Source organism: Bacillus sp. NPDC094106 (genome assembly GCF_044764345.1).
Lineage (GTDB): Bacteria > Bacillota > Bacilli > Bacillales > Bacillaceae_G > Bacillus_A.
In genome coordinates, this window is record NZ_JBIWHY010000005.1 from 190796 (window position 1) to 217115 (window position 26320).

The 26320-nt window shown below is 35.7% G+C and carries 35 protein-coding genes and 1 riboswitch; of the genes, 15 read left to right on the plus strand and 20 right to left on the minus strand.

All coding sequences use genetic code 11. From position 1 onward, the window contains the following. Window positions 1-105 precede the first annotated feature (105 nt). Both ACIQ7L_RS09410 and ACIQ7L_RS09415 read right to left on the minus strand, forming a co-directional pair. On the minus strand, window positions 106-339 hold the full coding sequence (locus ACIQ7L_RS09410) for a hypothetical protein (RefSeq protein WP_400568488.1): 234 nt from the start codon (window positions 337-339) through the stop codon (window positions 106-108). 11 nt (window positions 340-350) lie between these two features. Continuing rightward, the gene (locus ACIQ7L_RS09415) at window positions 351-644 is read right to left on the minus strand and encodes a DUF3986 family protein (protein ID WP_400568490.1); all 294 of its coding nucleotides are present in this window, start codon (window positions 642-644) and stop codon (window positions 351-353) included. 121 nt (window positions 645-765) lie between these two features. Here ACIQ7L_RS09415 and ACIQ7L_RS09420 point away from each other — a divergent pair, with 121 nt between their 5' ends. From ACIQ7L_RS09420 to ACIQ7L_RS09430, 3 genes are read left to right on the plus strand one after another with little or no spacing between them, the layout of a single operon-like run. Further along, window positions 766-1770, plus strand: a complete 1005-nt coding sequence (locus ACIQ7L_RS09420; RefSeq protein WP_400568492.1) for an ABC transporter substrate-binding protein — start codon at window positions 766-768, stop codon at window positions 1768-1770. 11 nt (window positions 1771-1781) lie between these two features. Continuing rightward, on the plus strand, window positions 1782-2546 hold the full coding sequence (locus tag ACIQ7L_RS09425) for an ABC transporter ATP-binding protein (protein WP_400568494.1): 765 nt from the start codon (window positions 1782-1784) through the stop codon (window positions 2544-2546). Next, window positions 2539-3345: an ABC transporter permease gene (locus ACIQ7L_RS09430; RefSeq protein WP_400568496.1), complete on the plus strand. Its 807-nt coding sequence runs from the start codon at window positions 2539-2541 to the stop codon at window positions 3343-3345. Before ACIQ7L_RS09425 ends, ACIQ7L_RS09430 begins: the two co-directional genes overlap by 8 nt. A 41-nt stretch (window positions 3346-3386) precedes the next feature. On the opposite strand, the gene ACIQ7L_RS09435 is transcribed toward ACIQ7L_RS09430, so the two are convergent. The 3 genes from ACIQ7L_RS09435 to ACIQ7L_RS09445 all read right to left on the minus strand — a co-directional run bounded on the left by ACIQ7L_RS09435 (window position 3387) and on the right by ACIQ7L_RS09445 (window position 5651). Then, window positions 3387-4511 (minus strand): recombinase family protein, encoded by a 1125-nt coding sequence (locus ACIQ7L_RS09435; protein WP_400568498.1) that lies wholly within the window; start codon window positions 4509-4511, stop codon window positions 3387-3389. 260 nt (window positions 4512-4771) lie between these two features. Next, complete coding sequence (locus ACIQ7L_RS09440) at window positions 4772-5308, minus strand: DUF3267 domain-containing protein (protein ID WP_400568500.1); 537 nt, start codon at window positions 5306-5308, stop codon at window positions 4772-4774. An 82-nt stretch (window positions 5309-5390) separates the two neighbouring features. Further along, window positions 5391-5651 carry a hypothetical protein gene (locus ACIQ7L_RS09445; protein ID WP_400568501.1) on the minus strand — a complete coding sequence of 87 codons (261 nt, stop codon included), beginning with the start codon at window positions 5649-5651 and terminating at the stop codon, window positions 5391-5393. Window positions 5652-5927: 276 nt separating this feature from the next. Here ACIQ7L_RS09445 and ACIQ7L_RS09450 point away from each other — a divergent pair, with 276 nt between their 5' ends. The 3 genes from ACIQ7L_RS09450 to ACIQ7L_RS09460 are packed head-to-tail and all read left to right on the plus strand — an operon-like array spanning window position 5928 to window position 6773. Continuing rightward, complete coding sequence (locus tag ACIQ7L_RS09450) at window positions 5928-6128, plus strand: helix-turn-helix transcriptional regulator (protein WP_400568503.1); 201 nt, start codon at window positions 5928-5930, stop codon at window positions 6126-6128. Between the two features lie 4 nt (window positions 6129-6132). Further along, window positions 6133-6570: a hypothetical protein gene (locus ACIQ7L_RS09455; RefSeq protein WP_400568505.1), complete on the plus strand. Its 438-nt coding sequence runs from the start codon at window positions 6133-6135 to the stop codon at window positions 6568-6570. Between the two features lie 50 nt (window positions 6571-6620). Then, window positions 6621-6773 (plus strand): transposase, encoded by a 153-nt coding sequence (locus ACIQ7L_RS09460; protein ID WP_400568623.1) that lies wholly within the window; start codon window positions 6621-6623, stop codon window positions 6771-6773. Window positions 6774-6831: 58 nt separating this feature from the next. On the opposite strand, the gene mutTA is transcribed toward ACIQ7L_RS09460, so the two are convergent. Next, on the minus strand, window positions 6832-7311 hold the full coding sequence (gene mutTA, locus ACIQ7L_RS09465; RefSeq protein ID WP_400568507.1) for an antimutator 8-oxo-(dGTP/GTP)ase: 480 nt from the start codon (window positions 7309-7311) through the stop codon (window positions 6832-6834). 84 nt (window positions 7312-7395) lie between these two features. Then, window positions 7396-7713 (minus strand): hydrolase, encoded by a 318-nt coding sequence (locus ACIQ7L_RS09470; protein ID WP_097898549.1) that lies wholly within the window; start codon window positions 7711-7713, stop codon window positions 7396-7398. A 109-nt stretch (window positions 7714-7822) separates the two neighbouring features. Between ACIQ7L_RS09470 and ACIQ7L_RS09475 the strand changes: the two genes are divergently transcribed. After that, the gene (locus ACIQ7L_RS09475; protein WP_400568509.1) at window positions 7823-8056 is read left to right on the plus strand and encodes a hypothetical protein; all 234 of its coding nucleotides are present in this window, start codon (window positions 7823-7825) and stop codon (window positions 8054-8056) included. A gap of 25 nt (window positions 8057-8081) precedes the next feature. Here ACIQ7L_RS09475 and ACIQ7L_RS09480 read toward each other — a convergent pair whose 3' ends face one another. Beyond that, a complete protein-coding gene (locus ACIQ7L_RS09480; RefSeq protein ID WP_400568511.1) occupies window positions 8082-8504 on the minus strand; it encodes a DUF5412 domain-containing protein in 423 nt (140 codons plus the stop codon). Between the two features lie 424 nt (window positions 8505-8928). On the opposite strand from ACIQ7L_RS09480, the gene ACIQ7L_RS09485 reads away from it, so the two are divergent. Then, a complete protein-coding gene (locus ACIQ7L_RS09485; RefSeq protein ID WP_400568513.1) occupies window positions 8929-9255 on the plus strand; it encodes a hypothetical protein in 327 nt (108 codons plus the stop codon). 143 nt (window positions 9256-9398) lie between these two features. Here the strand turns inward: ACIQ7L_RS09485 and luxS are convergent, their stop codons facing one another. Then, complete coding sequence (gene luxS / locus ACIQ7L_RS09490) at window positions 9399-9872, minus strand: S-ribosylhomocysteine lyase LuxS (protein ID WP_003201393.1); 474 nt, start codon at window positions 9870-9872, stop codon at window positions 9399-9401. Window positions 9873-10000: 128 nt separating this feature from the next. Between luxS and yidD the strand changes: the two genes are divergently transcribed. Then, a complete protein-coding gene (gene yidD, locus ACIQ7L_RS09495; protein WP_205684579.1) occupies window positions 10001-10237 on the plus strand; it encodes a membrane protein insertion efficiency factor YidD in 237 nt (78 codons plus the stop codon). Here the strand turns inward: yidD and ACIQ7L_RS09500 are convergent. Then, window positions 10234-10797 carry a beta-class carbonic anhydrase gene (locus tag ACIQ7L_RS09500; protein ID WP_400568516.1) on the minus strand — a complete coding sequence of 188 codons (564 nt, stop codon included), beginning with the start codon at window positions 10795-10797 and terminating at the stop codon, window positions 10234-10236. The genes yidD and ACIQ7L_RS09500 overlap by 4 nt on opposite strands. 221 nt (window positions 10798-11018) lie before the next feature. Here ACIQ7L_RS09500 and ACIQ7L_RS09505 point away from each other — a divergent pair, with 221 nt between their 5' ends. Beyond that, complete coding sequence (locus tag ACIQ7L_RS09505; protein WP_400568518.1) at window positions 11019-12365, plus strand: cytochrome ubiquinol oxidase subunit I; 1347 nt, start codon at window positions 11019-11021, stop codon at window positions 12363-12365. Next, window positions 12355-13383, plus strand: a complete 1029-nt coding sequence (gene cydB / locus ACIQ7L_RS09510) for a cytochrome d ubiquinol oxidase subunit II (protein WP_400568520.1) — start codon at window positions 12355-12357, stop codon at window positions 13381-13383. The genes ACIQ7L_RS09505 and cydB overlap by 11 nt, the downstream gene beginning before the upstream one ends. 173 nt (window positions 13384-13556) lie before the next feature. On the opposite strand, the gene ACIQ7L_RS09515 is transcribed toward cydB, so the two are convergent. Both ACIQ7L_RS09515 and ACIQ7L_RS09520 read right to left on the minus strand, forming a co-directional pair. After that, on the minus strand, window positions 13557-13790 hold the full coding sequence (locus ACIQ7L_RS09515; RefSeq protein WP_400568522.1) for a spore germination protein: 234 nt from the start codon (window positions 13788-13790) through the stop codon (window positions 13557-13559). An 85-nt stretch (window positions 13791-13875) separates the two neighbouring features. Next, window positions 13876-14679, minus strand: coding sequence for an S-layer homology domain-containing protein (locus tag ACIQ7L_RS09520; RefSeq protein ID WP_400568524.1), 804 nt, complete (start codon window positions 14677-14679; stop codon window positions 13876-13878). A gap of 319 nt (window positions 14680-14998) precedes the next feature. Between ACIQ7L_RS09520 and ACIQ7L_RS09525 the strand changes: the two genes are divergently transcribed. Then, complete coding sequence (locus ACIQ7L_RS09525; RefSeq protein WP_400568526.1) at window positions 14999-16027, plus strand: YdcF family protein; 1029 nt, start codon at window positions 14999-15001, stop codon at window positions 16025-16027. A 385-nt stretch (window positions 16028-16412) separates the two neighbouring features. On the opposite strand, the gene ACIQ7L_RS09530 is transcribed toward ACIQ7L_RS09525, so the two are convergent. Then, window positions 16413-17270, minus strand: coding sequence for a LysR family transcriptional regulator (locus ACIQ7L_RS09530; protein ID WP_400568528.1), 858 nt, complete (start codon window positions 17268-17270; stop codon window positions 16413-16415). 99 nt (window positions 17271-17369) lie between these two features. On the opposite strand from ACIQ7L_RS09530, the gene ACIQ7L_RS09535 reads away from it, so the two are divergent. After that, entirely contained in the window at window positions 17370-18524 is a 1155-nt protein-coding gene (locus ACIQ7L_RS09535; RefSeq protein WP_400568529.1) for an MFS transporter, read from the plus strand. A 355-nt stretch (window positions 18525-18879) separates the two neighbouring features. On the opposite strand, the gene ACIQ7L_RS09540 is transcribed toward ACIQ7L_RS09535, so the two are convergent. The 4 genes from ACIQ7L_RS09540 to ACIQ7L_RS09555 all read right to left on the minus strand — a co-directional run bounded on the left by ACIQ7L_RS09540 (window position 18880) and on the right by ACIQ7L_RS09555 (window position 21380). Further along, window positions 18880-19689 carry a DUF4247 domain-containing protein gene (locus ACIQ7L_RS09540; RefSeq protein ID WP_400568530.1) on the minus strand — a complete coding sequence of 270 codons (810 nt, stop codon included), beginning with the start codon at window positions 19687-19689 and terminating at the stop codon, window positions 18880-18882. A gap of 13 nt (window positions 19690-19702) precedes the next feature. Next, window positions 19703-20209 (minus strand): DUF4178 domain-containing protein, encoded by a 507-nt coding sequence (locus ACIQ7L_RS09545; RefSeq protein WP_097898532.1) that lies wholly within the window; start codon window positions 20207-20209, stop codon window positions 19703-19705. 21 nt (window positions 20210-20230) lie between these two features. Then, window positions 20231-20635, minus strand: a complete 405-nt coding sequence (locus tag ACIQ7L_RS09550) for a DUF350 domain-containing protein (RefSeq protein WP_400568532.1) — start codon at window positions 20633-20635, stop codon at window positions 20231-20233. Between the two features lie 79 nt (window positions 20636-20714). Beyond that, window positions 20715-21380 (minus strand): PspA/IM30 family protein, encoded by a 666-nt coding sequence (locus ACIQ7L_RS09555; protein ID WP_097898530.1) that lies wholly within the window; start codon window positions 21378-21380, stop codon window positions 20715-20717. A 417-nt stretch (window positions 21381-21797) separates the two neighbouring features. Here ACIQ7L_RS09555 and ACIQ7L_RS09560 point away from each other — a divergent pair, with 417 nt between their 5' ends. Beyond that, window positions 21798-22376 (plus strand): lipoprotein BA_5634 family protein, encoded by a 579-nt coding sequence (locus ACIQ7L_RS09560; RefSeq protein ID WP_400568534.1) that lies wholly within the window; start codon window positions 21798-21800, stop codon window positions 22374-22376. 39 nt (window positions 22377-22415) lie between these two features. Here the strand turns inward: ACIQ7L_RS09560 and ACIQ7L_RS09565 are convergent, their stop codons facing one another. Genes ACIQ7L_RS09565 through ACIQ7L_RS09575 form a run of 3 tightly spaced genes read right to left on the minus strand, consistent with a single transcriptional unit; the run spans window position 22416 to window position 24812 of the window. Then, window positions 22416-22583 carry a FeoB-associated Cys-rich membrane protein gene (locus tag ACIQ7L_RS09565; protein WP_400568536.1) on the minus strand — a complete coding sequence of 56 codons (168 nt, stop codon included), beginning with the start codon at window positions 22581-22583 and terminating at the stop codon, window positions 22416-22418. 16 nt (window positions 22584-22599) lie between these two features. Continuing rightward, a complete protein-coding gene (gene feoB, locus ACIQ7L_RS09570) occupies window positions 22600-24588 on the minus strand; it encodes a ferrous iron transport protein B (RefSeq protein WP_400568538.1) in 1989 nt (662 codons plus the stop codon). Next, window positions 24585-24812: a FeoA family protein gene (locus ACIQ7L_RS09575; protein ID WP_400568540.1), complete on the minus strand. Its 228-nt coding sequence runs from the start codon at window positions 24810-24812 to the stop codon at window positions 24585-24587. The genes feoB and ACIQ7L_RS09575 overlap by 4 nt, the downstream gene beginning before the upstream one ends. A gap of 508 nt (window positions 24813-25320) precedes the next feature. Beyond that, a riboswitch (TPP riboswitch) is annotated at window positions 25321-25422 on the plus strand. A 94-nt stretch (window positions 25423-25516) separates the two neighbouring features. Here ACIQ7L_RS09575 and thiT point away from each other — a divergent pair. Next, complete coding sequence (gene thiT / locus ACIQ7L_RS09580) at window positions 25517-26182, plus strand: energy-coupled thiamine transporter ThiT (RefSeq protein WP_400568542.1); 666 nt, start codon at window positions 25517-25519, stop codon at window positions 26180-26182. Window positions 26183-26320: the final 138 nt, after the last annotated feature.

Consider the following 26320-nt stretch of genomic DNA (forward strand, 5'->3'; position numbering starts at 1 on the left):
TTCTCTCCCACCTAAAAAGGGGGTTTTATATCGTTTTTTTAATTGATGTATATAGTAACTAGTTAAAAGTAGTTTGGATAACTTAAACTTTTTTACTGCTATCCACTATTGAATGAGAGGAAGAAGCCAAATTTTCCATATGATGCATACAATCACGATGAATGTATAATCACCAAAATCTAATTTAGGGCCTTTCTTTATATGCATATCTAACCAAATATGCATAAGTTTCATTTCCTTATATTTATGGATATTCTTCTTTGCGAAGCGGTAAGAAAGGGACTGTAATATCATACAGCCTATTACAAATATAAGTAACAAAATCAGAAAATCGCCCACGAAACGCCTCCCTATTTCTGCATTGTCTTTTCTAATATACGGTGCTTCAAAAGCCATTCTTCAAACTTAGCACTGCCAAATTCCCAGCTTAAATCATTAGCATGTACAGAAAAAACACGATACCCGGAATAGTCATCCATCCATTCATTTTCCTGCACCCCAGTTGGCGTAATCCCATAAAAAGCAAAGTTGAAAAAGACATCCCATACATCTTCTTGTTTTCTTTTATACGCAATCGATTCCACATCGTACTCATCTCCGAAATAATCGAGATGTAAATGCATGTCATCATATTCATACTTCATTTTTATCACCCCTTATATTTGTACTTCTTTATGATCCAAAAAATTCCTTCTATGTCCACTCACATCTAGGCACTTACCTACATATTATGTCAGTAGATTGATTTCTAGGAGGTGTCTTGTATTGAAAAAATTCATAGCTGTTTTCTGTATACTTGTACTTACTGTTTTTACGTTTGTCGCTTGTAGTAAAAAGGAGAACACAAAGCAGCAAACACAAAAAATTCACATTGGTGAAGTAACACATTCCCTCTTTTACGCACCGTTATATGTTGGGATTGAGAAAGGATTTTTTAAAGATGAAGGTCTAGACATTGACTTACAAACAACAGCTGGTGGCGATAAAACGATGACTGCACTGTTATCTGGCGGAATTGATATTGCACTCGTCGGTTCTGAAACATCCATTTATGTTCACCAGCAAGGAGCAAAAGATCCGGTTATTAATTTTGCACAGCTTACACAAACAGATGGTACCTTTTTAGTTTCACGTAAAAAATTAGACTCTTTTAATTGGAACGATGTCAAAGGCGTTACTTTCCTTGGTCAGCGTAAAGGCGGTATGCCGCAAATGGTTGGAGAATACGTTTTGAAGAAAAATGGAATTGATCCTCATAAGGATACAAATTTAATTCAAAACATCGAGTTTGCGAATATTGCCAATGCCTTTGCATCCGGCACAGGAGAGTTTGTTCAGCTCTTTGAACCAACAGCGAGCATCTTTGAAAAAGAAGGAAAAGGTTATATCGTTGCTTCTTTTGGGATGCAATCAGGAACTGTTCCTTACACAACATTTATGGCAAAAGAAAGCTTTTTGAAGAAAGATAAAGCTGCGGCTGAAAAATTTACACGTGCCTTATATAAATCACAACAATGGGTCGATACACATAGCCCAGAAGAAATTGCCGACGCTGTTACCCCGCTTTTTAAAGACACTTCAAAAGATATTACGGTAAAAGTAATTGATCGCTACAAAAAACAGCATTCTTATGCAACAAATCCACTATTAGATGAGGAAGAATGGAAACAATTGCAAACAATTATGAAAGAAGCTGGAGAATTACAAAAAGAAGTTCCACACGATGCACTCGTCAATACAAAAATCGCTGAAAGCGTTATCAAGAAATAGAGGCGAATACGATGAGTTTCTTACAAATACGTAACGTTTCCCACTGCTTTTTTGCAAAGGACGATGCTCGGCTCGTTTTAAAGGATATGAACTTACACGTAGAAGAAGGAGAATTTGTTTCCTTTCTTGGCCCAAGTGGCTGCGGAAAAACAACGCTTCTTTCTATTATCGCAGGACTGTTAAAACCAATTGAAGGCATCGTCTTTTTAGAAGATGAGCCAGTGAAAAAATCGACTTCTTCCATGGGGTATATGCTCCAGCAAGATTACTTGTTTCCTTGGAAAACAATTGAAGAAAATATCATGCTGGGACTGCACATTACAAAAATGTACAGAGAAGAAACGAAAGAATATACATTACAGCTTTTAAAACAAGTTGGTTTACAAGGGGTGGAAAAACAATCCCCACGTGAACTCTCTGGTGGTATGCGCCAGCGCGCTGCACTCGTTCGAACACTCGCAACAAATCCGAAAATCCTTTTGCTGGATGAACCATTTTCAGCACTTGATTATCAAACGAAATTAAAATTAGAAGAGCTCGTCTTCTCATTATTACAAACGTATAAGAAAACATCGCTACTCGTTACACATGATATGGAAGAGGCCATTGCGATGAGTGATCGGATTTACTTGCTTCAAGCTAACCCTGGAAAAATTGCGAAGACTTTTATCGTCCCAGAAAGTATTCGCTCCTTATCTCCATTAGCAGCACGGCATCATCCTGACTTTCCAGCCCTTTTTCAAGACATATGGAAGGAGCTGGAACGCCTTGGATAATATAAAACAATTACACGCACAGTTTCGAAAAAAAGAACGACAGCGCACATGGATTGCTCGGCTCTTACAATTGCTGCTTCTTATTCTCTTCTTTGCATTATGGGAAATCTCTAGTAAGCAAGAATGGATTGATCCTTTACTCTTTAGCTCTCCTTCTAGCATTTGGGGATTGTTTCTAAGTAAATGGGGAGACGGATCTCTTTGGATTCACATCTGGACGACACTGCTTGAAACAGGGGGCGGCTTTATCCTCGGCACAGTCCTTGGAACAATCATCGCAACCATTCTTTGGTGGGTACCTCTCTTAGCTCGCGTATTAGACCCATACCTTGTTGTCCTAAATGCCATGCCAAAAGTAGCACTCGGCCCAATTATTATCGTTATTTTTGGTCCAAACATTTCATCTTCTATCGCAATGGGTGTAATTATCTCCATTATCATTACCATTCTCGTTATTTACAGTGCCTTTCAAGAAGTTGATTCTAACTATTTAAAAGTAATGGATACGTTTGGTGCAAATAAATGGCAGTGCTATAGGCAAGTTATTTTACCATCTTCCTTCCCAGCAATTATTTCAACACTAAAGGTAAACGTTGGATTATCCTGGGTTGGAGTTATTTTCGGAGAACTCCTCGTCTCTAAACAAGGGCTTGGTTATTTAATTAGCTACGGATTTCAAGTCTTTAACTTTACACTCGTACTGCTGAGTGTGCTACTGACATGTGTCCTTGCCACTCTTATGTATGTATTTGTGGAAGGATTTGAGAAACTAATGATAGGAAAACGAAAAAAAAGCTGACTCCAAACAGCATGCCAGGGGTCAGCTTCTTTTTCAACTTACTATTCTTTTACTTTCTTTGAAATCTCATATAATCCAGATAATACTTCTGCTCTCATTTTTACAAGCTCAGGAAATTGATAGAAGAAAGCAATTTTTTTATACTTCAGTTCTGTTCCTTCTTTCACTTTCTTTGAATCTTGTAAAATGAATGCTGTAAATGTATCTGCAATATCTTCTGCTACATTCGTTGTTCCGTACTCAGAAACAAATTGATCGTGCTTCTCTTCAAAAAATTGTATTTGTGCATCTTCATTTGTTTCAATTTGTTTTTCTTTCCATTCCTGCTCAATTGGTTTCCAGAAAGAATCATAAAATTGATTAATATATGAATCTGCCTTCGCGCACCCTTCTTGTAAGAAAAGGGTTTTACATTTACTTTGATAAGATGAAATATCTTTCTCCTCTTCAAATGCCTGTAAATACTTTTTATCGACTGGAATTTGTTTATCACTAAGCGTCAATACGTGAGCCGTCTCATGAATTAACGTCTTTATCACTTCATCTATATTCACACTTGAATCAAGCGTATCTAAACTTAACACCCAATCTTTTGGATTATCCATATTAGGAGTCACATGGGCAACAATTCCATCATATCCATCTGTCACAATATCAAACTCTGTTATATTCTGTCGGTACTTAGATGGCATTAACGTACGATAAATGTCCCATAAGGTTTTGTGATAATCTATATCCTCATGCTGCTTAATGATTTCTTTCTTTGCTTCTTGATCATCAGCGAACACTTTATTTAAACGCTTCTTATCTAGTTTTTCAAAATAAGGATCTATAATATCTTCATCATTAATATAATAGGACGCTAAAAAGAAATAGTTTTCCTCATCATTTTTCTTTTTTTCAGCTTCCTCTATATTGTCTACATTTGCAGAATTCCCTTCAGTGCTTTCTTCTGATCCTTCTACATTTCCCTCTGGTTCCTCAAGCTGAGACAGACTTTTCATCTTTTTATGTACCTTTTGAATCATCTTATCCCCAATTCTCGTACATTCTTCTTCTGTTTCACATACGTCTTTCCTTTCGGCGACTTCTACCTCTTTACTGCATCCCGCTATAAAACTAATCGCCATAATAAAACATACTAACTTTCCATACCGCTTCCCCATAACAACCTCCGCCATTCTATTCTACAAAGATATCATAAGCATTTTCTTAAAAATATGCGATACTTATTTCTAGGAAGGGTTTTTATTTATAGAAGGGAGAGAAAGTATGATTCGTGCTGCACTATTTAATTTAGATGGAACTTTGTTAGATCGGCGGTAATCTTTGGAGAGATTTTGAGTATCCTCATGTGGTTGAGGATTTGATAGAGGTACTATCTCATATATAAAAAGAGGACATATTCATAAGATATGTCCTCTCTTCATTCATACACCGTAAACTGCGGTTTACTTGGGTGATCAATAACCATCGCATCATTCGGGAATTTTAATAATTTTTGATATAAGACTAAGTCTCCTATACAACCCGCCGTTAATAACACACCAAGAAACGATAAAGCTGGAAAATTCAACACAACTCCAATGACTAATGGCAAAATCCCTGTTGGTACAAGCGGAAGCAATAAAGCCTTTTTCATATGCTCCACTGTAATCGGCTTTTTAGAATGAGCGTAAGCAACACCTAATTTTAAATTTATACCCCACGCTAATTCACTCCAGGGCACTCCTCCAATATAACGAAATCCGATTAAATGTAGTGCTTCATGAATACAAATAAGAACAATCATTGCAACAATTAAAAAAATCATTATAGGTAACGTAATGGTTAAGTTAAGCTCTTTAAAAAGAAACACATGCAAAAAACCAACTCCAAGTATCATTGCAATTGTTAAAATTAATAAATAAATATTTAACTTTACCATTGAAATGGAGACGATCGTTTCTTTTGATTGTGTCATATTCTTCCCCCTATAAAAGTAAAGATATCTTTACATCGAATTGTATATGGCTCTCCAAAAAATGTAAAGATATACTTACACCTTAATTTAGAAAAATATCCAAAAGTTGTTTTAAACAATGAAAATATTTATGACTTCGCATGATAAGATTCATGTAATGCATCACACTCGTTGAAAATCGATCAATTGCGTTATAGGCTCCTTGTATCATTCCGCCAATGACTTTTGGATTTACGACATGTTTCATCGGCTGAAAGGTAGCTATTGCTTCCTTACCAAATTTCACTAATTTTGAACCTTTGGCTATAAATTTTAATAGTCCGGTAAATGTGAGCCCCATCATTCCGACGCCCCATAAACGGTCGCTCCAGCCTACTTTTTCTCCTGTTGCCGGATCCTATTCTGTGCAAATACGTATGAAGTCATCTCCCTCGATACTTTCACTGAATTTTGAGGTGGGAGTATTATTGCCCGCGAATAGCAAGATAAGTCTTCATGCGTAATAAATAAAACAGAAATTCACATAGCAATGCCTTAGAGAATTAACGCCCAATATGCAATTTATATATGTCACTATGTAATTTATATGTTACAATAAAGTTGAGGAGAGATCATATAGGTGAGAAATAAAGTAAAGATAGCTCGTGTTCAAGCAGACTTAACACAACAACAATTGGCCGAAAAAGTAGGTGTCACTCGGCAGACCATTAGCTTGATTGAAAAAGGCACATATAATCCCACGCTAAAATTGTGCTTAGAGATTTGTTATGTAGTGAATAAGACGTTGGATGAAATATTTTGGATTGGCAAGGAGGAGTAGATATATGAAGAAGATTAAAGATGAACGATTGCAAATGCAAAATTTGAAAAACATTCGGATTGCCTTTATTGTTCAAACGATAGGGATATTTGCCATTTTACTTTATGAGGTGATAACAAAAGGAATTATGGAAGCTAGAACTAATCCATTATGGGAAGTACTTATGCTTACTGTTGTTGTTTTTACTTGGCTGAATCTCAAAATTAACGTTGATGTGTATGATAATGCACATCACCAGAAAAAGCCAGGTCCCTATTACCGAATTGTCATCCTTACAGCATTGGTTGGCACTGTTTTTGCACTTCTGGCAAAGTTCGGTCCAGATCACAGTAGTAATAGTGAAGCCTTACTCGCAGGAAGTGTGGTTTTTGTTTGTTTTCTCATCCCTTTTTCTTTTGTTTACTATTTACGAAAAAAACGCTTAGAGGATAATGACGTATAATATGAAATTCTTCTATGGTAACTGATGAGTTATTTTTATAGTTCAACTTTATATTTTTTTATAAAAATTGGCTTAAAGATGTTCCAAAAGAATTGTTTCCCTATTTTAAAGCACTAATTAAATCCATTACCAATTGGGAAGAAGAGATATTCAATTACTTTAATTTTCCTATCACGACTGCCTATATGGAATCTGTACTCTAACAATTCCAATATAGGCATCTTTTCTTTTACATCGCTAAACAAAAAGAAATCGGCCACTTTATTTCGTAAAACAGCCGATTTCTTCTATATGTTTCATCGTACGCGCTAATACATCATCGCGCATAATAAAGCTAAATTTCCTATCGTTTTTAATGTTAGCTGGAATCTCTTCTAATAAAACAGACCCTTTCGTTTCCTCATAGTGTGTATGTTCTTCAACTGCACTAATTGTTGCGAAATAAATGTTTTTAATGATTATTTTGTCTTTTCCAGATACTTTATATTGTCCTAAGTAAGTTAAATTAGAAACAATCCCGCCAGTTTCTTCATGAACCTCTCGAACTGCCGCTTCTTCCGGTGTTTCCCCAATTTCTACTTTACCACCTGGAAATTCAAGACCGCGGCGCAAATGATGCGTTAATAACCATTGATCCCCGTACCGGCATACAACCCAAACATGCTTTGGCTCAGGAGAAAATGGATAACGTTCAAACGATAATTGTACAGTATTGTGGTAATAATCTTTAAATTTGTACATGCCATTACTCCCCTATTGATGGTTACAAGTTTTTCCTACCACAAATTGTAGCATATTCTCGCTTTTCTGCCTAATGTTATCCAACTATAATCCATTGATTATTCCCATTTGCGCGACTAATTCTTTCGTTTCATGATTTCCTAAATCATAAATCATCTTATATGCTTTCTGCAGTTGTTCATCGTAACGGTCATTATTAGAATCATGATGATACTCAACAAACGGAACATGAGAACGCACAAAAGAGCCGAGATCTTCACGGTATGCTTGATCAAAATACTCCCGAAGCTGAATAATTTCCTCATCATTCGCGTGGATTTCAAAGTTATATGTATCCGCCGTTTTCACCTGCGAAATTTGACCGTTTCCTACTGATATATAGTAAGTTTTCTTATTATCCATATAGCGCCCTTCTTTCACCCTTTTACTTTCTATTGTTTTCAACAATTACAAAATTATGTAAAATAAAGAAGTGGACACTCCTTGCATAACAAATAAAAGGAGGAATACAATGTTAGCTAGATTAAGTATTTTCTTCGTTCTTCTCACTCTCGCCCTTTGTATCTATTCTCTGTCTACCAATAACTTCGCGCTCATTCCTTACATACAACTTGGTTTAAGCTGTACATTTATCCTTATCGGGATGAATGAGATAAAAGCAGGACGAAAGTCAATGAGCATTCCGTATTTTGGTATTTCTGCTCTTATGTTTTTCATTATGATATCGAATATTGTTGCTAAATAGGAACAATACTCCCATATTTACTCATTTATTGACCAAATTGTTTAGGAAGCTCTCTAATATGCTTAGGATCTTCACGCCAATCATACGTTTCGTTCTTTGAAATATGTAACGTTTGATCCCCAATTCTAACTCTATCATTATCTATCCATTCAATATAGGGATCTGTATCTGGATAATTCCAATATATATTTTTTGCAGAATTTGAATGGAGGTTAACTAATTCACCCCTAACAGCATCCGCACTTAATGATCCCGCATTATGAAAATATGTTTTAATGAGGTGTTTTCCATCTGGAGATTTCACAGTGTGAATCAACTCTCCTTTTGGAACACCTTGCAAACTAAAAAATTTCCAATATCCAAAACCAATTATAATTACAAGTACAGAAAGCAATAGTATAGCTACTTTTGTTTTTTTTGTTTTCCTCCTTGTATATATAGTACTCATTTACATCCTCCTCATCCTTTTAACAAAATCACAAAACCATATTATACCATTTAAAAAAGCAAATTCTCATCTAATAGGCTATAATCGCGCACCTGTCTTAATAAAAAATCCCCTGTTTCAGTTCAATAAACAGGGGTTCCTCGTTTCTTACATATTGCACAATTTCTTTTGCAATTTCATCAATTACCTTTCTATTTTCTTATCCTAATTTCAATGTTTAAAAAATGACTTGTTACGATATCCACTTATTACTGAAGGTCTAAAAATACTGTCAAGTTCCTTGGTACTTTTATGGTTGAAAATAAACAAAAGATTAAAATTCAAAAAAATGAAAATTAAATTACATGTCATTTCATATTTATAATAGAGGATTCGAAAATTTCAAACTATCACGATAACGTAAAAATAAGTGTGGGGGTGTCAAATGGGAGTAATACTTTTCTTTTTAGGGATGGTACTCTTAATAACATGGCATTTAGTAAGCCACAGAAGAATAGATTCAACCAAAAAGAAGTTGTATTTTATAAGCCTGATTTTTGCTATTGTTTTTGCCTTTATACCTACAACAGGAGAAAATAATGATGATTTTCTTCACTTCGGTATACCTGCAGAAAATTTCACTTATTATGGTAGATGGGAATTTTGGTTTAATCCATTGGGTTTTTTCTTCAACTTTTTTGTGTTTTATTGGTTTTTTAAACTAATACTAAAAATGTGGGGAAACTCTGTCAAAAAAAAAACGAAGGATTAACAGAATATGTATTATAGCGGAGCAATAAATTTGAAACGATATTAAAGGAGAGAATGAGTTTTGCCAAATATCAACGCTTCGATACCATATAACATGTACAACGACTAAAAAAGCTACCCTTTCACAGGCAGCTTCCTCATCTTTTATCCAAATACTTTTTCAAGATCATCTTTATCCTGGCTTAACCAGAAGTTCATCAAGCGTTTCGCTCCTTCTAAATCATGAAGCTTCGCTTGACCGCACTGCGTTTCGTTTGCAGCTGGAATTTCTGTAATTTGAACCGCATCTTTTAATGTAAGCTCTAATAAATCAATTACTTCACGAACTGTTGGTGTTCCACTTACAACAAGGTAATACCCTGTTTGACAGCCCATTGGTGAAATATCGATAATATCAAAATGCGGATAACGATCAATATATTTACGTAAATTAAATGCTAATAAATGTTCTAACGTATGAATGACATCTGGTTTCATCGCTTGTTTGTTTGGTTGGCAAAAACGAATATCGAATTTATTAACAATACCGTCACTACCTACTTTATGAACACCACAATGTCTTACATAAGGTGCCTTTACAATCGTATGATCTAATTCAAAGCTTTCTACTGATGGCATAAAACATCTCTCCCGCTTTAATTTTAATTCCGTTATATCCAATATGATATAACGGAATTCCACATTAGTAAAGTATTATGTGCGTTCGTGCTATAATAATAGAAGAATATGCTGAGAAGGAGACCGTTATGAAACAGATTTTTATTGGCATCATACGCTTTTATCAAAAGTTTATTTCCCCGATGACGCCACCTACATGTCGCTTCCATCCAACATGCTCACATTATGGATTAGAAGCATTCCAGAAGCACGGTGCTTTCAAAGGATTTTGGCTCACATTAAAACGCATATTAAAATGTCATCCTTTTCATCCAGGAGGATTCGATCCCGTCCCGGAGAAAAAGGAAAAAGAGCATAAGCATTAAGCTTCGTAGCCATTCATAACTAGATCTAATTTTCCTGTCTCAGGATGAATAACAAGACCATGAACAGGTACTTCTGCTGGAAGTAACGGATGGTTACGAAGTATTGAAACGCTGTGCTCTACACTTTCTTCAACGCTAGAGAATCCTTGTAAAAATCTTTCTAAATTGATTCCAGAATAGCGAAGTGTATCTAATTTCTCTTCCGTTACACCGCGCTCTTTCATTTTTTCAATTGTACTGCTCGCCTCTATTTTTGCCATACCGCAGTCATGATGACCAACAACGCATACTTCATCTGCACCAAGTTCATATACAGCAACTAAAATACTACGCATAATACTACCAAATGGATGGGAAATAACAGCGCCTGCTACTTTAATAATTTTCACATCGCCATTACGCATATTCATTGCCTTTGGCAGTAATTCAACAAGGCGAGTATCCATACAGGAAATAATCACCATTTTTTTGTTTGGAAATTTCCCTGCTTCATACTCCTCATATTTTTTCTCTTCAACGAATTTTTCATTGTACTGCAAAATCTCTTCTAATGACTTCATAGTAAAAAACCTCTTTTCTCTCATTTACGTTATACATTCAGTGTATCAAACTCTAAAAAATACCAAAAGTATATTACTTTATCGTAATTTTATATTTTTCAGACAACCGACATAATTCTTTCATAATATACACACAGCTCTGTAACAACTCTCCCATACTTTTCTCACGTTTCCACTATAAACTAAATGTAGATAATGTTAAAAAGGAGTGAAACTTTATTATGTCCGACGTTCTGTTACTGAGTCGTTTTCAATTTGCAATTACTGTTTTTTATCACTTTTTATTTGTACCTTTGACAATCGGACTTGTTATTTTAGTAGCGTGTATGGAAACACAATACGCACGTACATTAAATCCGACTTATCGGAAAATGGCGAATTTCTGGGGTAAGCTATTTACGATAAACTTCGTAATGGGTATCATAACCGGTATTACAATGGAGTTCCAATTTGGGACAAACTGGTCAGAGTACTCAAAATATATGGGGGATATCTTCGGATCACCACTCGCAATAGAAGCACTTGTTGCTTTCTTCTTAGAATCTACTTTCATGGGAATTTGGTTATTCGGTAAAGATAAAATCTCACCAAAGTTCCGTGCTTTTTCTATGTGGATGGTTGCACTTGGAACAAACATTTCCGCTCTTTGGATTATTACAGCGAACGGTTTCATGCAAAACCCAGTTGGCTACGTGGTACGTAACGGCCGTGCTGAATTAAATGACTTTTGGGCACTAATTACAAATCCATACGCATGGCATATGTTCTTCCATACTGTTGTTGCTTGTTATATCGTTGGTTCATTCTTCGTTATGGCAATTAGCGCTTACCATTTATTACGCAAAAACGATGTAGAATTCTTCAAAAAATCATTTAAGTTTGGTTTAATACTTGGTTTATTCGCAGCAACGGCCACACCTTTCATCGGTCACGAATCCGGTGCTTTCGCAGCGAAAATGCAACCTGCAAAAGGTGCAGCAATGGAAGCTGTTTGGGAAACTGGGGAAGGAAAAGGGTTCTCCATTATTCAATTCCCTGATGTAAAAAATGAGAAGAACTTCGAAGCATTAACAATTCCAAAACTCGGCAGCTTCTTCTATACAAATTCATTTGATGGAAAAATCGTCGGTTTAAAAGATATTCCAAAGGACGAACGTCCAAACGTAAATCTAGTTTATTACAGCTTCCGTTTAATGGTTGTACTTGGCACATTCTTTATGGCACTTACATGGTTTGGTTTCTATTTAAGCCGTAAAGGAAAACTAGAAAACTCAAAACGTTTCTTAAAAATTACAATGTGGTCTGTATTACTTCCATACATTGCGATTAACGCTGGATGGATCGTTGCTGAAGCTGGTCGTCAGCCATGGACAGTATACAAATTGATGCGTACAGCTGAATCTGTCTCACCGATTTCTGTACCGCAAATTTGGTTCTCATTACTTAGTTTAGTATTGTTCTATACATTGCTTTTAATTGCCGATGTATACCTGATGCTGAAGTTTGCTAAAAAAGGACCAGCAGCTTTAGAAGAACCTACTAAGGGAGGTGCAGCTCATGTCTCATGATATGCTTGCAGTCATTTGGTTTGGTTTATGGGGCGTGATTTGGACGGTTTACTTTATTCTCGACGGTTATGCACTTGGTAACGGAATGATTTTCCCGTTCGTTACGAAAGACCGAAAAGAACGAAATCAAATGCAAGAAGCAATCGGCCCATTCTGGGGCGGTAACGAAGTATGGTTAATTACAGCGGGCGGTGCAACATTCGCTGCCTTCCCAATCACATATGCAAATATGTTTAGCTACTTATATACACCGTTATTTTTAGTATTACTTGCTCTTTTCGCTCGTGCAGCTGGGCTTGAATTTATGCATAAGGATGATTCACCAATTTGGCAAAGTGTTTGTAAATGGGCATTTTCAATTGGTAGCTTCCTGATCGCCTTCTTATTCGGTGTTACATTTGCAAACCTATACTATGGACTGCAAATCGGAAAAGATGGTTATGAAGGAACATTACTTAGCTTATTAAATCATTATGGTATTTTAGGCGGTCTCTTCTTCACAGCAATCTTCGTCGTATCCGGTGCACTTTGGGTTATGATTAAAACGACTGGTGAAGTATCCGATCGTGCTTATAAAATTGCAAAACCATTTTCTATGGTAGCTGCTATTATTTTAGCTATCTTCTATGTGGCAACTGCAAACCGTACAAACTTATTCCAAAACTTTACGGAATATCCAGTACTATTTATCATTCCTGCACTTGCAATGTTGATGAGTGTTGTAGCAATCGTTATGGTATACAAACATAAAATCGGTTTCGCATTTACATCTGTCTGCTTAACAATTGCTCTGTTTATGGCAACTGGATTTGCAGGCATGTTCCCAAGAATGCTGCCATCACGTATTAACGACGCTTATAGTACAACGTTATACCAAGCAGCAGGTAGTGAATTAAACTTAAAAATTATGTTCTTTGTGGCAATGGTCATGGTACCAATCGTTATTGGATATCAACTATGGAGCTACACAATCTTTAAAGATAAAATTCATAAAGACTCTGCTAAAGGGTATCACTAGAATGAAAAAAGACACTCCTAAACGAGTGTCTTTTTTTGCTTACACGTATGTTTTTCGATAAGATGTTAAGTTTCCAATTTAACATCTGTGACAAAGAAGAATTACTAGCAGCTTTCATCAAGATTGTATCATATAACATATACACAAATTCTATGCAATTTTACATATTGAGCTTATAACGAAAACTGGATTCCTTGATCATTCCCATCGTTGTCATTCACATCTGCCGTACTAATCCCATTAAAGGCATTCACAGTAAATCCTGTATTGCCTGCTCCAGAACCGGCATATGTTTTCGCTGCCGATATCGGATGTACATTGTATTTATCCCCTAAATTAGCCATTCCATTACAGTTTTCAATAATTATCCCCTCAATAACTGCAGGCATCGTATCACTCACTTTCATTATGTTATTTTCAGTTTATGAAGAGTTCCTAAAAAAATAGCCTGTTTCGTAAAAAAAGAAAAAGCACTCAAATGAGTGCCTTTCCTTACTTGTTACGTCCTTTATTTCGCTCACAGGCTATTCCGTCACCATCTTTATCTAAATGGGAACCGTAAGCCGGGCTATCTGGTGTAATATCATAATATCCAGCAGCATTTGCCTCTTTACAGTTAGCAAAATATTTTTTTTCTGGCTTAACTTCAGGCTTCGTTTCTGGTGTAGCTCCTGGTCTTTCTTCCAAAGGTAACGTTGCATTATACAAGAATTGAACATATTGCTCACGGCTTACATGCATCTTAGGTGAAAACATACCATTTCCTGTTCCAGCAGTAATATAATTAGACTGTACTGCACTAATTGCAGTATTTGCCCATGATTTTCTATCTACATCTGAAAAAGTGTTTTCTGATTTTGCTTCTAGTTGAAATGCTCTTGTTAAAATTTGCGCCATTTCTTCACGAGTTAAAGAATCTTTCGGTCTAAAAGCACCTGTATCGTCTCCCGCAAAAATCCCCATTTCCGTTAAAGCCAAAATTTCTTTCTTAAACATAGTTGAATGATCATTAACATCTGTATAAGGATTGTTATAATCCTCTTTTAAAGCTGGTTTAAAATGACGGAACATAAGAGCTGCAACTTGCTCACGAGTAACATCGTCTCCTAAACCAAAGATTCCATTTCCATATCCAGCAACAATGTTTTTATTTGCTAAATCCATAATCGCTTTAGACGCCCAATGGTGATTTGGAACATCCTTGAATTGGTTGATTTCTGCTTGTACATTTCCAAGAGAAGTGAATGTTGTTGTCGCGACAATTGCACCTGTCATGATTATTTTTTTGAAATTCATTGCTAAGTCTCCTTTATTTATAAGTTGCTATTCGTTTTTTTCTTACATAATAACAAATTATATATATCAATTTTGTCATATGTTGTCGAAATGAAAAAAAGACACTCCACAGAGTGTCCCAAACCATTTTACTTTTAATAATATCGCTTTAAATATATTTTACCATATTTATCTATATTTTTCGTTGAGAAAATTTAAAATTTTACTTTATTTGTTTTTATAGACATTTTTTATCAATATTAAAAAATATCATATATAATGAAACAGAACTTATTAAACCAGTAAAAATCATATACAAATTGAGGTGCTTACAGAAGTTATGTTTTTCGAAATCATTACACTTATTTTACTTGCTATTTTTCTGTTCTTTTATTTAAAAGATCCTCGAAGTTTAATAGTCGGATTTTTATTTAACCTATTCTTTTACTCATTTCTTATTCTTTCCCTTTATCTAGGTTTCAGCTCAAATTATACGATATTTAGAATTATTGCCATTATACCATTTTTAATCATTTTCTTTATGTTAACCTTTGGTATGTTCGCTTTAATGATTGGATTGTTTCTTAATGCAAGAACTTTGATGAGAAAAGAAGGTCGACGTCTTTCTAACTGTTTAACTTTGATTGCTGGACTAGGTATTTTACTCAGTATCATATTCCCACTCTTTGACCCATTACGATTTTTATCTCCTCATTTACGGCCGATTTTTACAGGAGTCTTTTTGATTATGATCTATTTCTTTTTCCACTTATCAACTTTCTTAACAGCTTATTTTCTATATCAATTCAATAGACCAAGACGCAATCAAGACTTCATTATCGTTCTTGGCAGTGGATTAATTAATGATAAAGTGCCACCACTTTTAGCGAGTAGAATTAATAAAGCAATCGACTTTTATTGGAAACAAGCGGCTGTTACTTCTCCGCCTACAATCATTTTCTCCGGTGGACAAGGCCCAGATGAGAATCTTCCTGAAGCGGAAGCGATGCAAATGTATGCTGTTGAAAAAGGGATTCCTATCGAACATACAATACAAGAAAATCGTTCTGTAAACACGTACCAGAACATGCTCTTCTCAAAACAAATTATGGATTCATTAAAAGACAAATACAAGAGCATCTTTACAACAAACAATTTCCACCTGTTCCGTGCTGGCTTATATGCAAAACAAGCTGGTCTCAATAGCCAAGGGATTGGTTCAAAAACCGCTTTCTACTACTGGCCAAATGCGATGATTCGAGAGTATATTGCGATCGTTGTGATGGGGCGTAAGCGTCATATTAAAGTAGTAGGCATTATTTTAGGGTTCGCTGTAATTTTAACAGGGATTAGTTTTTTTATTAGTTAATTTAAATAAACAAAAAAGAAAGTGGCTTTCCTAAAATAGTACTTTTGGGTCAGCCACTTTCTTTCTAGCTATGCAGAATCATAATTTCTTTCATTTCCTTAACCATTGGTAGGGGAATTCCCACCCTTTGTTCAATTGCCAAAGGGTGATTCGTCGGTTCTATATAAATCCATTTTAATTTTTCAACATCTAAATCCCTGCGATGCAGAATAAAAAGTAACTCACACTCGTTTGCTCTTTCTGTTTTTACTTCGCATGTGGCAGAAAAAGGCACTGACCGATTCTATGCATGGCCAGATGCTCTCTCCCTCCTAAAAAGAGGGGTTTTAATCGATGTATATATAATTAGATAAGAGATCAATCCATTTCTTATACAATCCTAGGACTAAATCGACAATTGATTACATGTTAAAAAGGCATCAATTATCGGCGAACGTTCTTTAAACGCTAAATGAATGTGCCGATATTGTTTCTGCTTTAATTTTTTTATTTCAATATTTTTATGTGATCTAAAAAATAACTCAGGCCCCATTGTAATCCCAATATTTTGCGAAACCATATTAACAATCGTTTCGCAATTCAATACTTCTAATATAATATTCGGACGTACTTGGTAATCAGCTAAATTTTTTATTACTAACGGCTGGTACGGACCTTTCGGCATGATAAAATCCATTCCATCGATTTGCTGAACATCCACCATTTTTTGATTCGTTAACGGATGATTTTTCGGTAATCCTAATACGATTTCATCTTTGCTAACTGGGATTGATTTTATTTGTTTATTTGTATTTGCTTCTAAAACAAATCCTATATCAACTGTACCGTTATCAATCCATTCCACTACTTCCTTGTATGTCCCCTCAAACAATAAAACTTTAATACCCGAGTAACTCTGTTTAAGTTCTAATAACATAGACGGTAATATTTGTGCTGCTGCACTTGTAAATGCCCCGATTTTCAATGTGCCTTCCAATCGATTATTCTGCATAGATACTTCTTGTTTAATAGCCGCTTCACTCTTCAATACATTTTGAATATGAGGGGAAATACGATTTGCAAACTCAGTTTTTCTAATTTCAGATTGCTTATTTCGGTGCAACAAAGGATATCCCAACTCTTTTTCTAAACTAGCAATCGCATGACTAACAGCTGATTGCGTCATATTCAATTGTTCTGCCGCTCTCGTAAAATTACCTAACTCTACTACCTTTTGAAAAATTTCATATCTAGCTATCGTCATGAATTTTACTCATACCTCTCATGTAAAATATGAATTTCATTAATTTCATTATACCCGTTACGATAAAAAGAGAACAATTCATCAAAAGGAGGATTCACATTGAATAAAATATTTTTATTAACATTCGGGATGTTCGCACTAGGAGTAGATGCTTATATAATGGCAGGAATCTTACCTCAAATCGCTGATGATTTTCATGTTTCGATTGGGACTGCTGGTCAAACCGTTAGCATCTTCACAATCTGTTATGCCATTGCTGCACCTTTGTTTGCTACATGTATGAGAAGAACAAATACGAAACATACATTACTAGCGGCATTATTCCTTTTCACAGTCTCTAACTTCCTAACTGCTATGACTCATCATTTTATGATTTTATTAATTTCTAGAGGCTTAGCCGGTATAGGTGCTGGCCTATACTCACCATTGGCGGCAGCTGCTGCTGTTACATTCGTTTCTGAAAAACGACGAGGAAGAGCACTCAGCACCGTTTTGCTTGGAATGAGTGCTGGAACCGTAATTGGCGTTCCATTCGGTATATATATTGCTTCCATTTATAAATGGCGCATAGCGATGTGGTTTATCGTCGCAATTGGAGTAATCGGGATATTTGCTCTCTTCGCTAAGTTCCCTACGATAGAATCTAGCCCTTTGCCAACATTAAAAGAGCGGCTAAGTATGTTCAAAAACAAAAAAATTTCTCTTGTCATGTTTATTACAATGATATTAAGCTTTTGTAGCTTAGGCTTGTATACATACTTAGATTCCATCATTATTGCATATGGATTCCAAAAATCTATCATGTTTATTTGGATGTGGGGAATCGGTGGAATTGCTGGAAGTTTTATCATTGGATTTATAATGGACTTTTATAAGAAGCCAAAGATTATATTACTGTACTTAATGGGAATCATGTTTTTCTCATTTATATGTATGGGAATTTTTCATGAAACTGCGTTATTGTTAGCCGTCTGTTTAATTCTTTGGGGAAGTACAGGATGGGCGGCACTAGCTACCCAGCAAAAAACACTCTTAGAAATGAGTCCAGATCATGCTACTATTTCCATTGCTTTACTTAGCTCTATTAATTATTTTTCAGGTTCCATTGGGACAATGACAAATGGAATATTTTTAGAAAAAGGAATAGACCCTATCACTTTGCCTTATATAATAGCTGGTATACTGGTTTTGGCTATCGGAGGACAATTCCTATTTATAGGTGAAAAAATTGTAAAAGTACGTGAATCTCACTAAATTACTATTCACATAATCTCTTATGCTCTTCCCCACTTTCCACATACTTATGGAACATGGGTATTTTAATTTTTCGACATCTAAATCTCTGCTATGTAGAATAAAAAGTAACCTGCACTCGTTTGCTCTTTCTGTTTTCACTTCGCATGTGGCAGAAAAAGGCCCTGACCGCTTCTATGCATGGCTAGATGCTCTCTCCCACCTAAAAAGAGAGGTTTTATGTCGGTTTTTAAATTGAAACGGAATATACAAGAAAAGAAGGTATAGCGGTATATAAGTAATTTTATTTGTTACTTATATCATCATGCTCACAAAAAAGCCCAAGAAGCATCTACTCTGCTCCTTGGGCTTTCTTTTACTTTCTCTTCGTAACTTTCCCTGAACCACCAACACTTGTTTTAGGGGGAGAGGTATTCTTTGGCGGTGTTTTAATTGATGATTTTGGCTGTACATCAGAACCGCTGGAACCACCCGGTGATTTAATGATTTTCCCTTTATCTTCCGTAGATGGTGAAACCGGTTTACTTCCTTTTTCTGTGATTTTCCCTGTATCACCTACAGATGTGTTTGGATCAACCTTATCGCTTCTTTTAATAATAGAGCCTTTACCTTGTTTTGTAATAGGCGGCGGTGTTTTCTTTTCTTCTTTTGTAGGTGGTCGTTCTGGGGTAACCGATTTATGATTTTGTCTGTCGTTATATCCACGATAATCACCATGATATGATTTTCGTGAGTCAAATATATCGTTTAATATACTCGCCATAATATATCCTTCTAAAAAGGATGGTTGATAATTTTGGCGAACATACTCATTATTACTTATTTCAATTAATGTATCAGATGGCTTCTCCTTATCCTTTTGAATATTATATAGTTTATCAGGATAGACAAGGAACATCTGGTTTTCATCTTTTTTAGACGATTGCTTTGGCTCTTTCTCATCAATCAGTTCCTTCGCAACATCTGGAACTGACCGATTGGCGGCCCTATACACATATGATTCTTGCTTACCATCTTTTGCAACAGATTCTAATGGGTAGCGGTCTTGAATAGACTGTTCATTTCCCCCTCCCAATAATATATAACCAGCAACTAGAAGTATCCCAACGATAACAAAAATAGCGATACCGAGCGATTTAATCATGGTAAACAATCGGTTTGACATGATTATCGCCTCCTTATGTTGCCCTTATAATTTGTACATCCGCAGAAAGAATTGTTTCTCCCTCATACATCATTGTGCGTCCATCTTGCCATTCGATACGAAGCAATTTTCGATTATCTGATTGAAATTCCCACACGTACTGTTCATCTGAAACAGCAAACGGTGTTTTTCCCGTCACAACAACACGTCCGTTATATTGTTCCTCCATATGGTACTCTATATTATCCATTTCAATCGTTGTTGGAATCTCATTTATAGAATCCAATCGCCCATCAATTGGTGTATATAGCTTATAGTAAGTGCTTTCACGGTTTTCGATTTTTAAGTAGCGAATTGTTTTCCCGTCTCGTAATGTTAAAACTATTTCATTACGAGAGTGCATACTTGTTTTTCCGATCAATTCATACATCACTAATGAAACTTCGATCATATCCCCAGGTGCTAACGTTAATAGGCTCTTCTCTGGTTTAACAGGCTCTGGGCTTTTCATTATATTTTTAATACGTTTGAATAAACTCATAGTCTACCCCTCCTTTTTTCGTTATAGACAAGCTGCTAAAATGAAGGCTCCGACAATATGTAACGAGCCAGCTAACAAAGCATGTGCGACATGTCCTTCCTTTGTTCCCTCTTCTAAATCTACTCCAACTGCTTTTTTCAAAACCAGTTCAACAAACATTTGGACAACTAATAAAATAACGAATGAAACAGCCGACGCAAGGAGTGCCTGCCATAAGTCATTTGATTTCGTAATCGATTGTGACAAAATATAACCTTGCGCAAATAACTTCATAGTAAAGCGCGTTGTCACAGCCATATTTCCTTTTTTAATTTCTGCTAAATCGTTGTATTTTGTAAAAATAGAATCAATCCACATAAGTACAAATAAAAGAACAGCACTTGCTCCTGTCCATACAAGCATGGCTAACACATTCATCCATGTCATTATGTAACCTCCTCTAAAAGATAATAGAAAACCGACATGATTGGTTTCCAGACATGTCGGTTCCTTTGTCTATTCTATATTATTTCTCATACTGCTTCATAATACGGGCTAATTCATCATCCACAGCTGAATTTTTATTTAAGCTTGCAAATTCGTCATCTAATGATTTTTCTTTTTTGTAGATTTCGCCGCTTGCCTCTGCTTCAGCTTCTAATTGAAGTGCTTTTTCTTCCATACGGCTTAGGCCAGCTTTCGCTGTATTTGCATCAAATCCAGACATTGCCTGATTAATATTCTTTTGTGCTTTCGCTGCATTTACACGCGCTACAAGTGTTTCACGTTTATTACGTAATTCTGTTAATTGCTTACGCATTTCTTCTAGTTTTGCACGAAGGTTATCAGCAGCAGCTTTATTTTGCTCATAGCTTGCTTTATACTCATTCATCTTTTGCTCTGCACTTTGTTTCTCTTCTAGAGCACGGCGAGCAAGGTCAATGTTATTTGCTTGAACTGCCATATGCGCTTGTTCTTCACGTTTCTTTACAAGTGCTTCTTGCTCTTCAAACAATAATTTGAATTTTTTCTCAAGAGCGATTTGAGCTGCTACGCTTTTCTCCGCTTCTTGTACATCCTCTTGCATATCACGTAAATATTGATCCGTCATCTTAACTGGATCTTCCGCCTTTTCAATTAATGCATACACATTTGACATCGTTAAATCTCTTAATCGTTTAAATACAGACATTTAAATTCCTCCTATAAACTGCTTCATATTTCAAATTCAGTAACTGGGAATCTCAAAAAATTTCCTTTACAGTAAGAATATTCATTTCTAAAACCTATGTGTACATTATATCAAAAATAAAACGCTCTTACATCTTGTTTTTCAAATATACAAGCGATAATCTGACATTCCCAGCACAACATCTATCTATACTATATACTTACTTTCGATTCCCTCTAAATCCTCTCCCTTTTATCAAATTTTTAACTCTTTTCACTAAATTACATCATTGTAATGTTACTGTAAGCGAACTCGATAGTTTGAAGAACATTATTCTTATAAAATAAAATCAGAAGCGGAGGTTAAAACATAGACACTTTCACTTCGCTAAATTTTAAAAATAATACAGTGTATTTACTATAAAAAGGAGAAAAGAAAATGAAAAGATTAGTAGGAATCGGGTTAGCAGCAGCAATTTCATTCGGAGCATTATCAGGTTGTTCTTTATTAGGAGAAAAAGCAAATGGCTTAGTATTATACGGAACTGAGCAACAAGTTCAACAAATAGCGGATAAGAACAAAAATGATGTAAAAGAAAAAAATGTATATAAAATGAAACTTGCAACATTAGAAGATAAAAAAGTACTTGTCATGGATAAGAAAACTGGTGAAGAACTAGTGAAAAAAGAGCTACTAAAGAAAGTAGAAAATGATGATAATACAAAAGCAATTGAGAAATTACCAGCTGTAACAGCGGATCAAGGTGTATTATTTGCGAAAGAAAAAGTAGAAAATGCGAAAATTGATGGAACAAAATTAAAATATGAAGGTAATACCATCATTGGTGATGGACGTCGATATGTGGATATGTTTGCAATCGTTGATGATACTGCATATGGAAACGTGAAGGGTGAAGAAAAATCTGTAGGTGTACTGAAATTTGATAAGGACCCTAGCAAAGAATTACCTGGAAAAAATGGGGTAGAAGCATCACAACTTGTTAAAATTAAAAAGTAATCCATAAAAAAAGCTTTGCGAATTTCGCAAAGCTTTTTTCTACTTATTCACGACTTGTTCCATATCAGGGCTACAAGTATTTGACTGACACGATTTACTTAAGGCACATGCTGCACATTTACCTTTTTTACTTCTCTTTACAAAATTAATTAACGTATATCCTGCATATCCAAAAATGACAGCTCCAATTACAATATTGACTATCATTATGATACATCTCCTTCTAGAATCCGAGTAAGGATCCAACTTGATATATAATGAGTGTTAATACATACGCAATAATAAGCGGATAAACAACAGAGAAAATTGTCCATTTTACAGAACCTGTTTCACGGCGAATTACAGCTACTGTCGCTAAACATGGAACGTATAATAAAATGAAGAACATAAACGCATATGCTGATAACGCAGTATAGTGCGCCCCCATTATATTTCCTAACGCATCTTCTTTCACCGCATAAATAATTGCCATTGTGGAAACAACAACTTCTTTTGCTAAAAACCCTGTTAAAAGCGATGCTGCTGCTTGCCATGTTCCAAAACCAAGCGGTGCTAATATTGGTGCAACAAAGCCACCAATCATCGCTAAGAAACTATCTCCCATACCTACGCCAAATCCAGATGGACCAGCATAGTTGAGTAACCAAATCACAACGGAACCACCGAAGATAAATGTACCTGCTTTACGAACAAAGCCTTTTCCTTTTTCCCATGTACTAAGCCATAACGTTTTCGCTTGCGGTATACGGTAAGGCGGAAGCTCAATTACAAAAATAGATTTTTCTTCTTTTAAAACTGTAAGAGACATTACTTTTGTAACTAAAAGTGCAAGCACAATCCCTACAATGTATAAAGAAAACACAACCAGCGCTTGACTATGAGGGAAAAAGACTCCTGCAAATAATGCATATACAGGCAAACGTGCTGAACAAGACATAAATGGTGTTACTAACACAGTAAGTAATCTTTCCTTCTCTTGTTCAATCGTTCTTGCTGCCATAATTCCTGGCACATTACAACCGAAACCGATAATCATTGGAATAAATGCCTTCCCGTTTAATCCAAAGAACTCCATAACACGGTCCATAACAACCGCAATTCGGGCCATATACCCTGAGTCTTCTAATAACGAAATAAAGAAGAACAATGCAAAAATTTGCGGAACGAATACTAATACCGCACCAACGCCGGCAATAATCCCTTCCGTAATAAGTGCCTGTATAAAATCAGATGCACCCATACTTGTAAGGCCTGCTGTCACCCAATCCGTAAACTGTCCACCAATAAATGCATCAAACAGATCCGATAAAGGTGTCCCAATCCACGTAAACGTAACCTGAAAAATAAAAAACATAACAGCTAAAAAGATCGGAAGACCTAAAATTTTATGTGTAATTAACTTATCGATTTTTTCTGAGAATGGAATTTTCCCTTCTTTTTCATACTGAATAACACTTGTTTTTAACTTTTCAATATACGCTGCACGTGCATTGTAAATATGCTGTTCTAGCGTGCCATCAATTGCTGCTTCTAAAGTAGAACGAATTGCTACTAGATCCTTATAGATTGGTAATTGTTTTACCTCTTGCTCTACTACTTCGTTATTGCTTAAAAATTGAAGTGCTAGCCATCTTGGATGCTCATAGTTTTCCTTAATGAGAAGCTCCATAATGTCTGCAATTCCCGCATCTACTTGTTCACCATATGAAAGAATGAACGGCTTTTTCTCTTTCTTTTCACTCTCATGAAGAGCAGCAAGTAACTCTTCGCAGCCTTTTCCACTTCTTGCAATGACAGGAACAGCCGTTACCCCTAATATTTCTGATAATTTTTTTACATTAATAACGATTCCGCGCTGCTTCGCAACATCGATCATATTTAAACCGATAGAAACTGGCTTACCGAATTCTAATAATTGCAGCGTTAAATGCATGTTACGCTCAAATTGAGAAGAGTCAACGATATTCAGCATATGTTGAAATTCTTCTTTTAATAGAAAGTTTGTAACCACGCCTTCATCTCGAGAAACAGGGTTTAAATCATATACACCTGGTAAATCAATTAATGTTCCTTGCCTATCCTTTAACTTACCGACCTTCTTTTCTACCGTTACCCCGCTCCAGTTTCCTACATATTCATAAGAACCCGTTAGCGCATTAAATAATGATGTTTTCCCTGTATTCGGGTTCCCTAGTAACGCAACCTTATTCACGCTAATTCCACCTTTATCATTTCCGCGTCACAATGACGAATACTAATTAATTGTCCACGGCACTCTAATGTACATGGCCCTTTAAACATCGCTTTTTGTTTTAAACGAAGTTCACTTCCTTCAGAAAGACCAAATGCAGCTAATCTACGTTTTAATAATGTATCTAACGATTGTATATTTTTTACTAATACCATTTCACCTATTTTAATATCAACTAAGCTCATAATTTACCTCCCTAGAAGATAATGATAATTATTTTCATTAAGATTATAACACATTCTATGAATCAAGTACTATACCTTTTTTTTTACATTTATTAGCGCTTTCATAAAATGATGCTTACATACTATAAATCCATTTTGATTTTTCAACATCTAAATCCCTGCTATGTAGAATAAAAGTAACCTACACTCGTTTACTCTTTCTGTTTTTACTTCGCATGGGGCGGAAAAAGGCACTGACCGCTTCTATGCATGGCCAGATGCTCTATCCCATCAAAAAGAGGGGGGTTATGTCGGTATCTAAATCCCTGCTATGCAGAATAAAAAGTAACCTACACCCGTTTGTTCTTTCTGTTTTTACCTCGCATGTGGCAGAAAAAGGCACTGACCGCTTCTATGCATGGCTAGATGCTCTATCCCATCAAAAAGAGGGGGGTTATGTCGGTTTTTCAATATATGTTTGTCATTCTTATCCATTTCGATTACAATGAACCTAGCAAATAAAGAATCTCGTTATCACAGGGGGAGCCTCGTTGCTGAGAGGGAACACTTCGTTCCGACCCTTAGAACCTGTTAGTTAATGCTAACGTAGGAATTGTGCAAACGTCGAAATACATATACCTCATTATTTTCTATTTACGTATTTCATCTCTCCCTATGGTACATTATTCTTTTTTGTGCAACTTAGATTTAGGGGGAATGACAAGATGCGTAACACCAATTTACAAGCGATGATTGAATCTGCAATCCTTGCAGCCTTCGCCTTGATCATCGATATCTTACCACTATCAATTAAAATTCCAACAGGCGGTTCCATTTCATTTGCTATGATTCCTATTTTTATTATCGCTTATCGCTGGGGATTCAAAATGGCTTTCTTAGGCGGCTTAATTTGGGGACTATTACAAATCGTAGTCGGCGATGCTTCTATTTTAACGCCTATGCAAGCATTCATTGAATACTTCATTGCATTTGCTTTTATCGGCTTTGCTGGTTTATTCCATCGCCCAATTCAAAAAGCACTCGGAACATATAGCACTAGTAATGAACAATCTGATCTTGGCAGCCGCAAAGACAAACCTTCATCAAAAAGTAACCAAGGAAAAAAAGCACTCGTTTATATGATCCTTGCTACATTCGTTGGTAGCTTTGCACGTTACTTCTGTCACTTTATTGCTGGGATTATCTTCTGGGGACAATATGCACCGAAAGGTCAATCTGCTGTCCTATATTCATTGATCGTAAACGGTAGTACAATGCTTGCTTCTTTCGCACTATGTACAGTGCTACTAATCCTTTTATTTACAACTTCACCACACTTATTCAAAAGCGCTGGTGCATATTATATGAATTCAAAAAATAAGAGCGCCTAAATGGTGCTCTTATTTTTTATTGTCATAATCCAAAAGGTGAACATATAATCCGTGAAGGTTCTTCATTTTTACTCATCTTTTTTAAAGATAAAAATTCCATTCTTTCATTCCTCTTATCCATATGAAACCCCCTTTAGA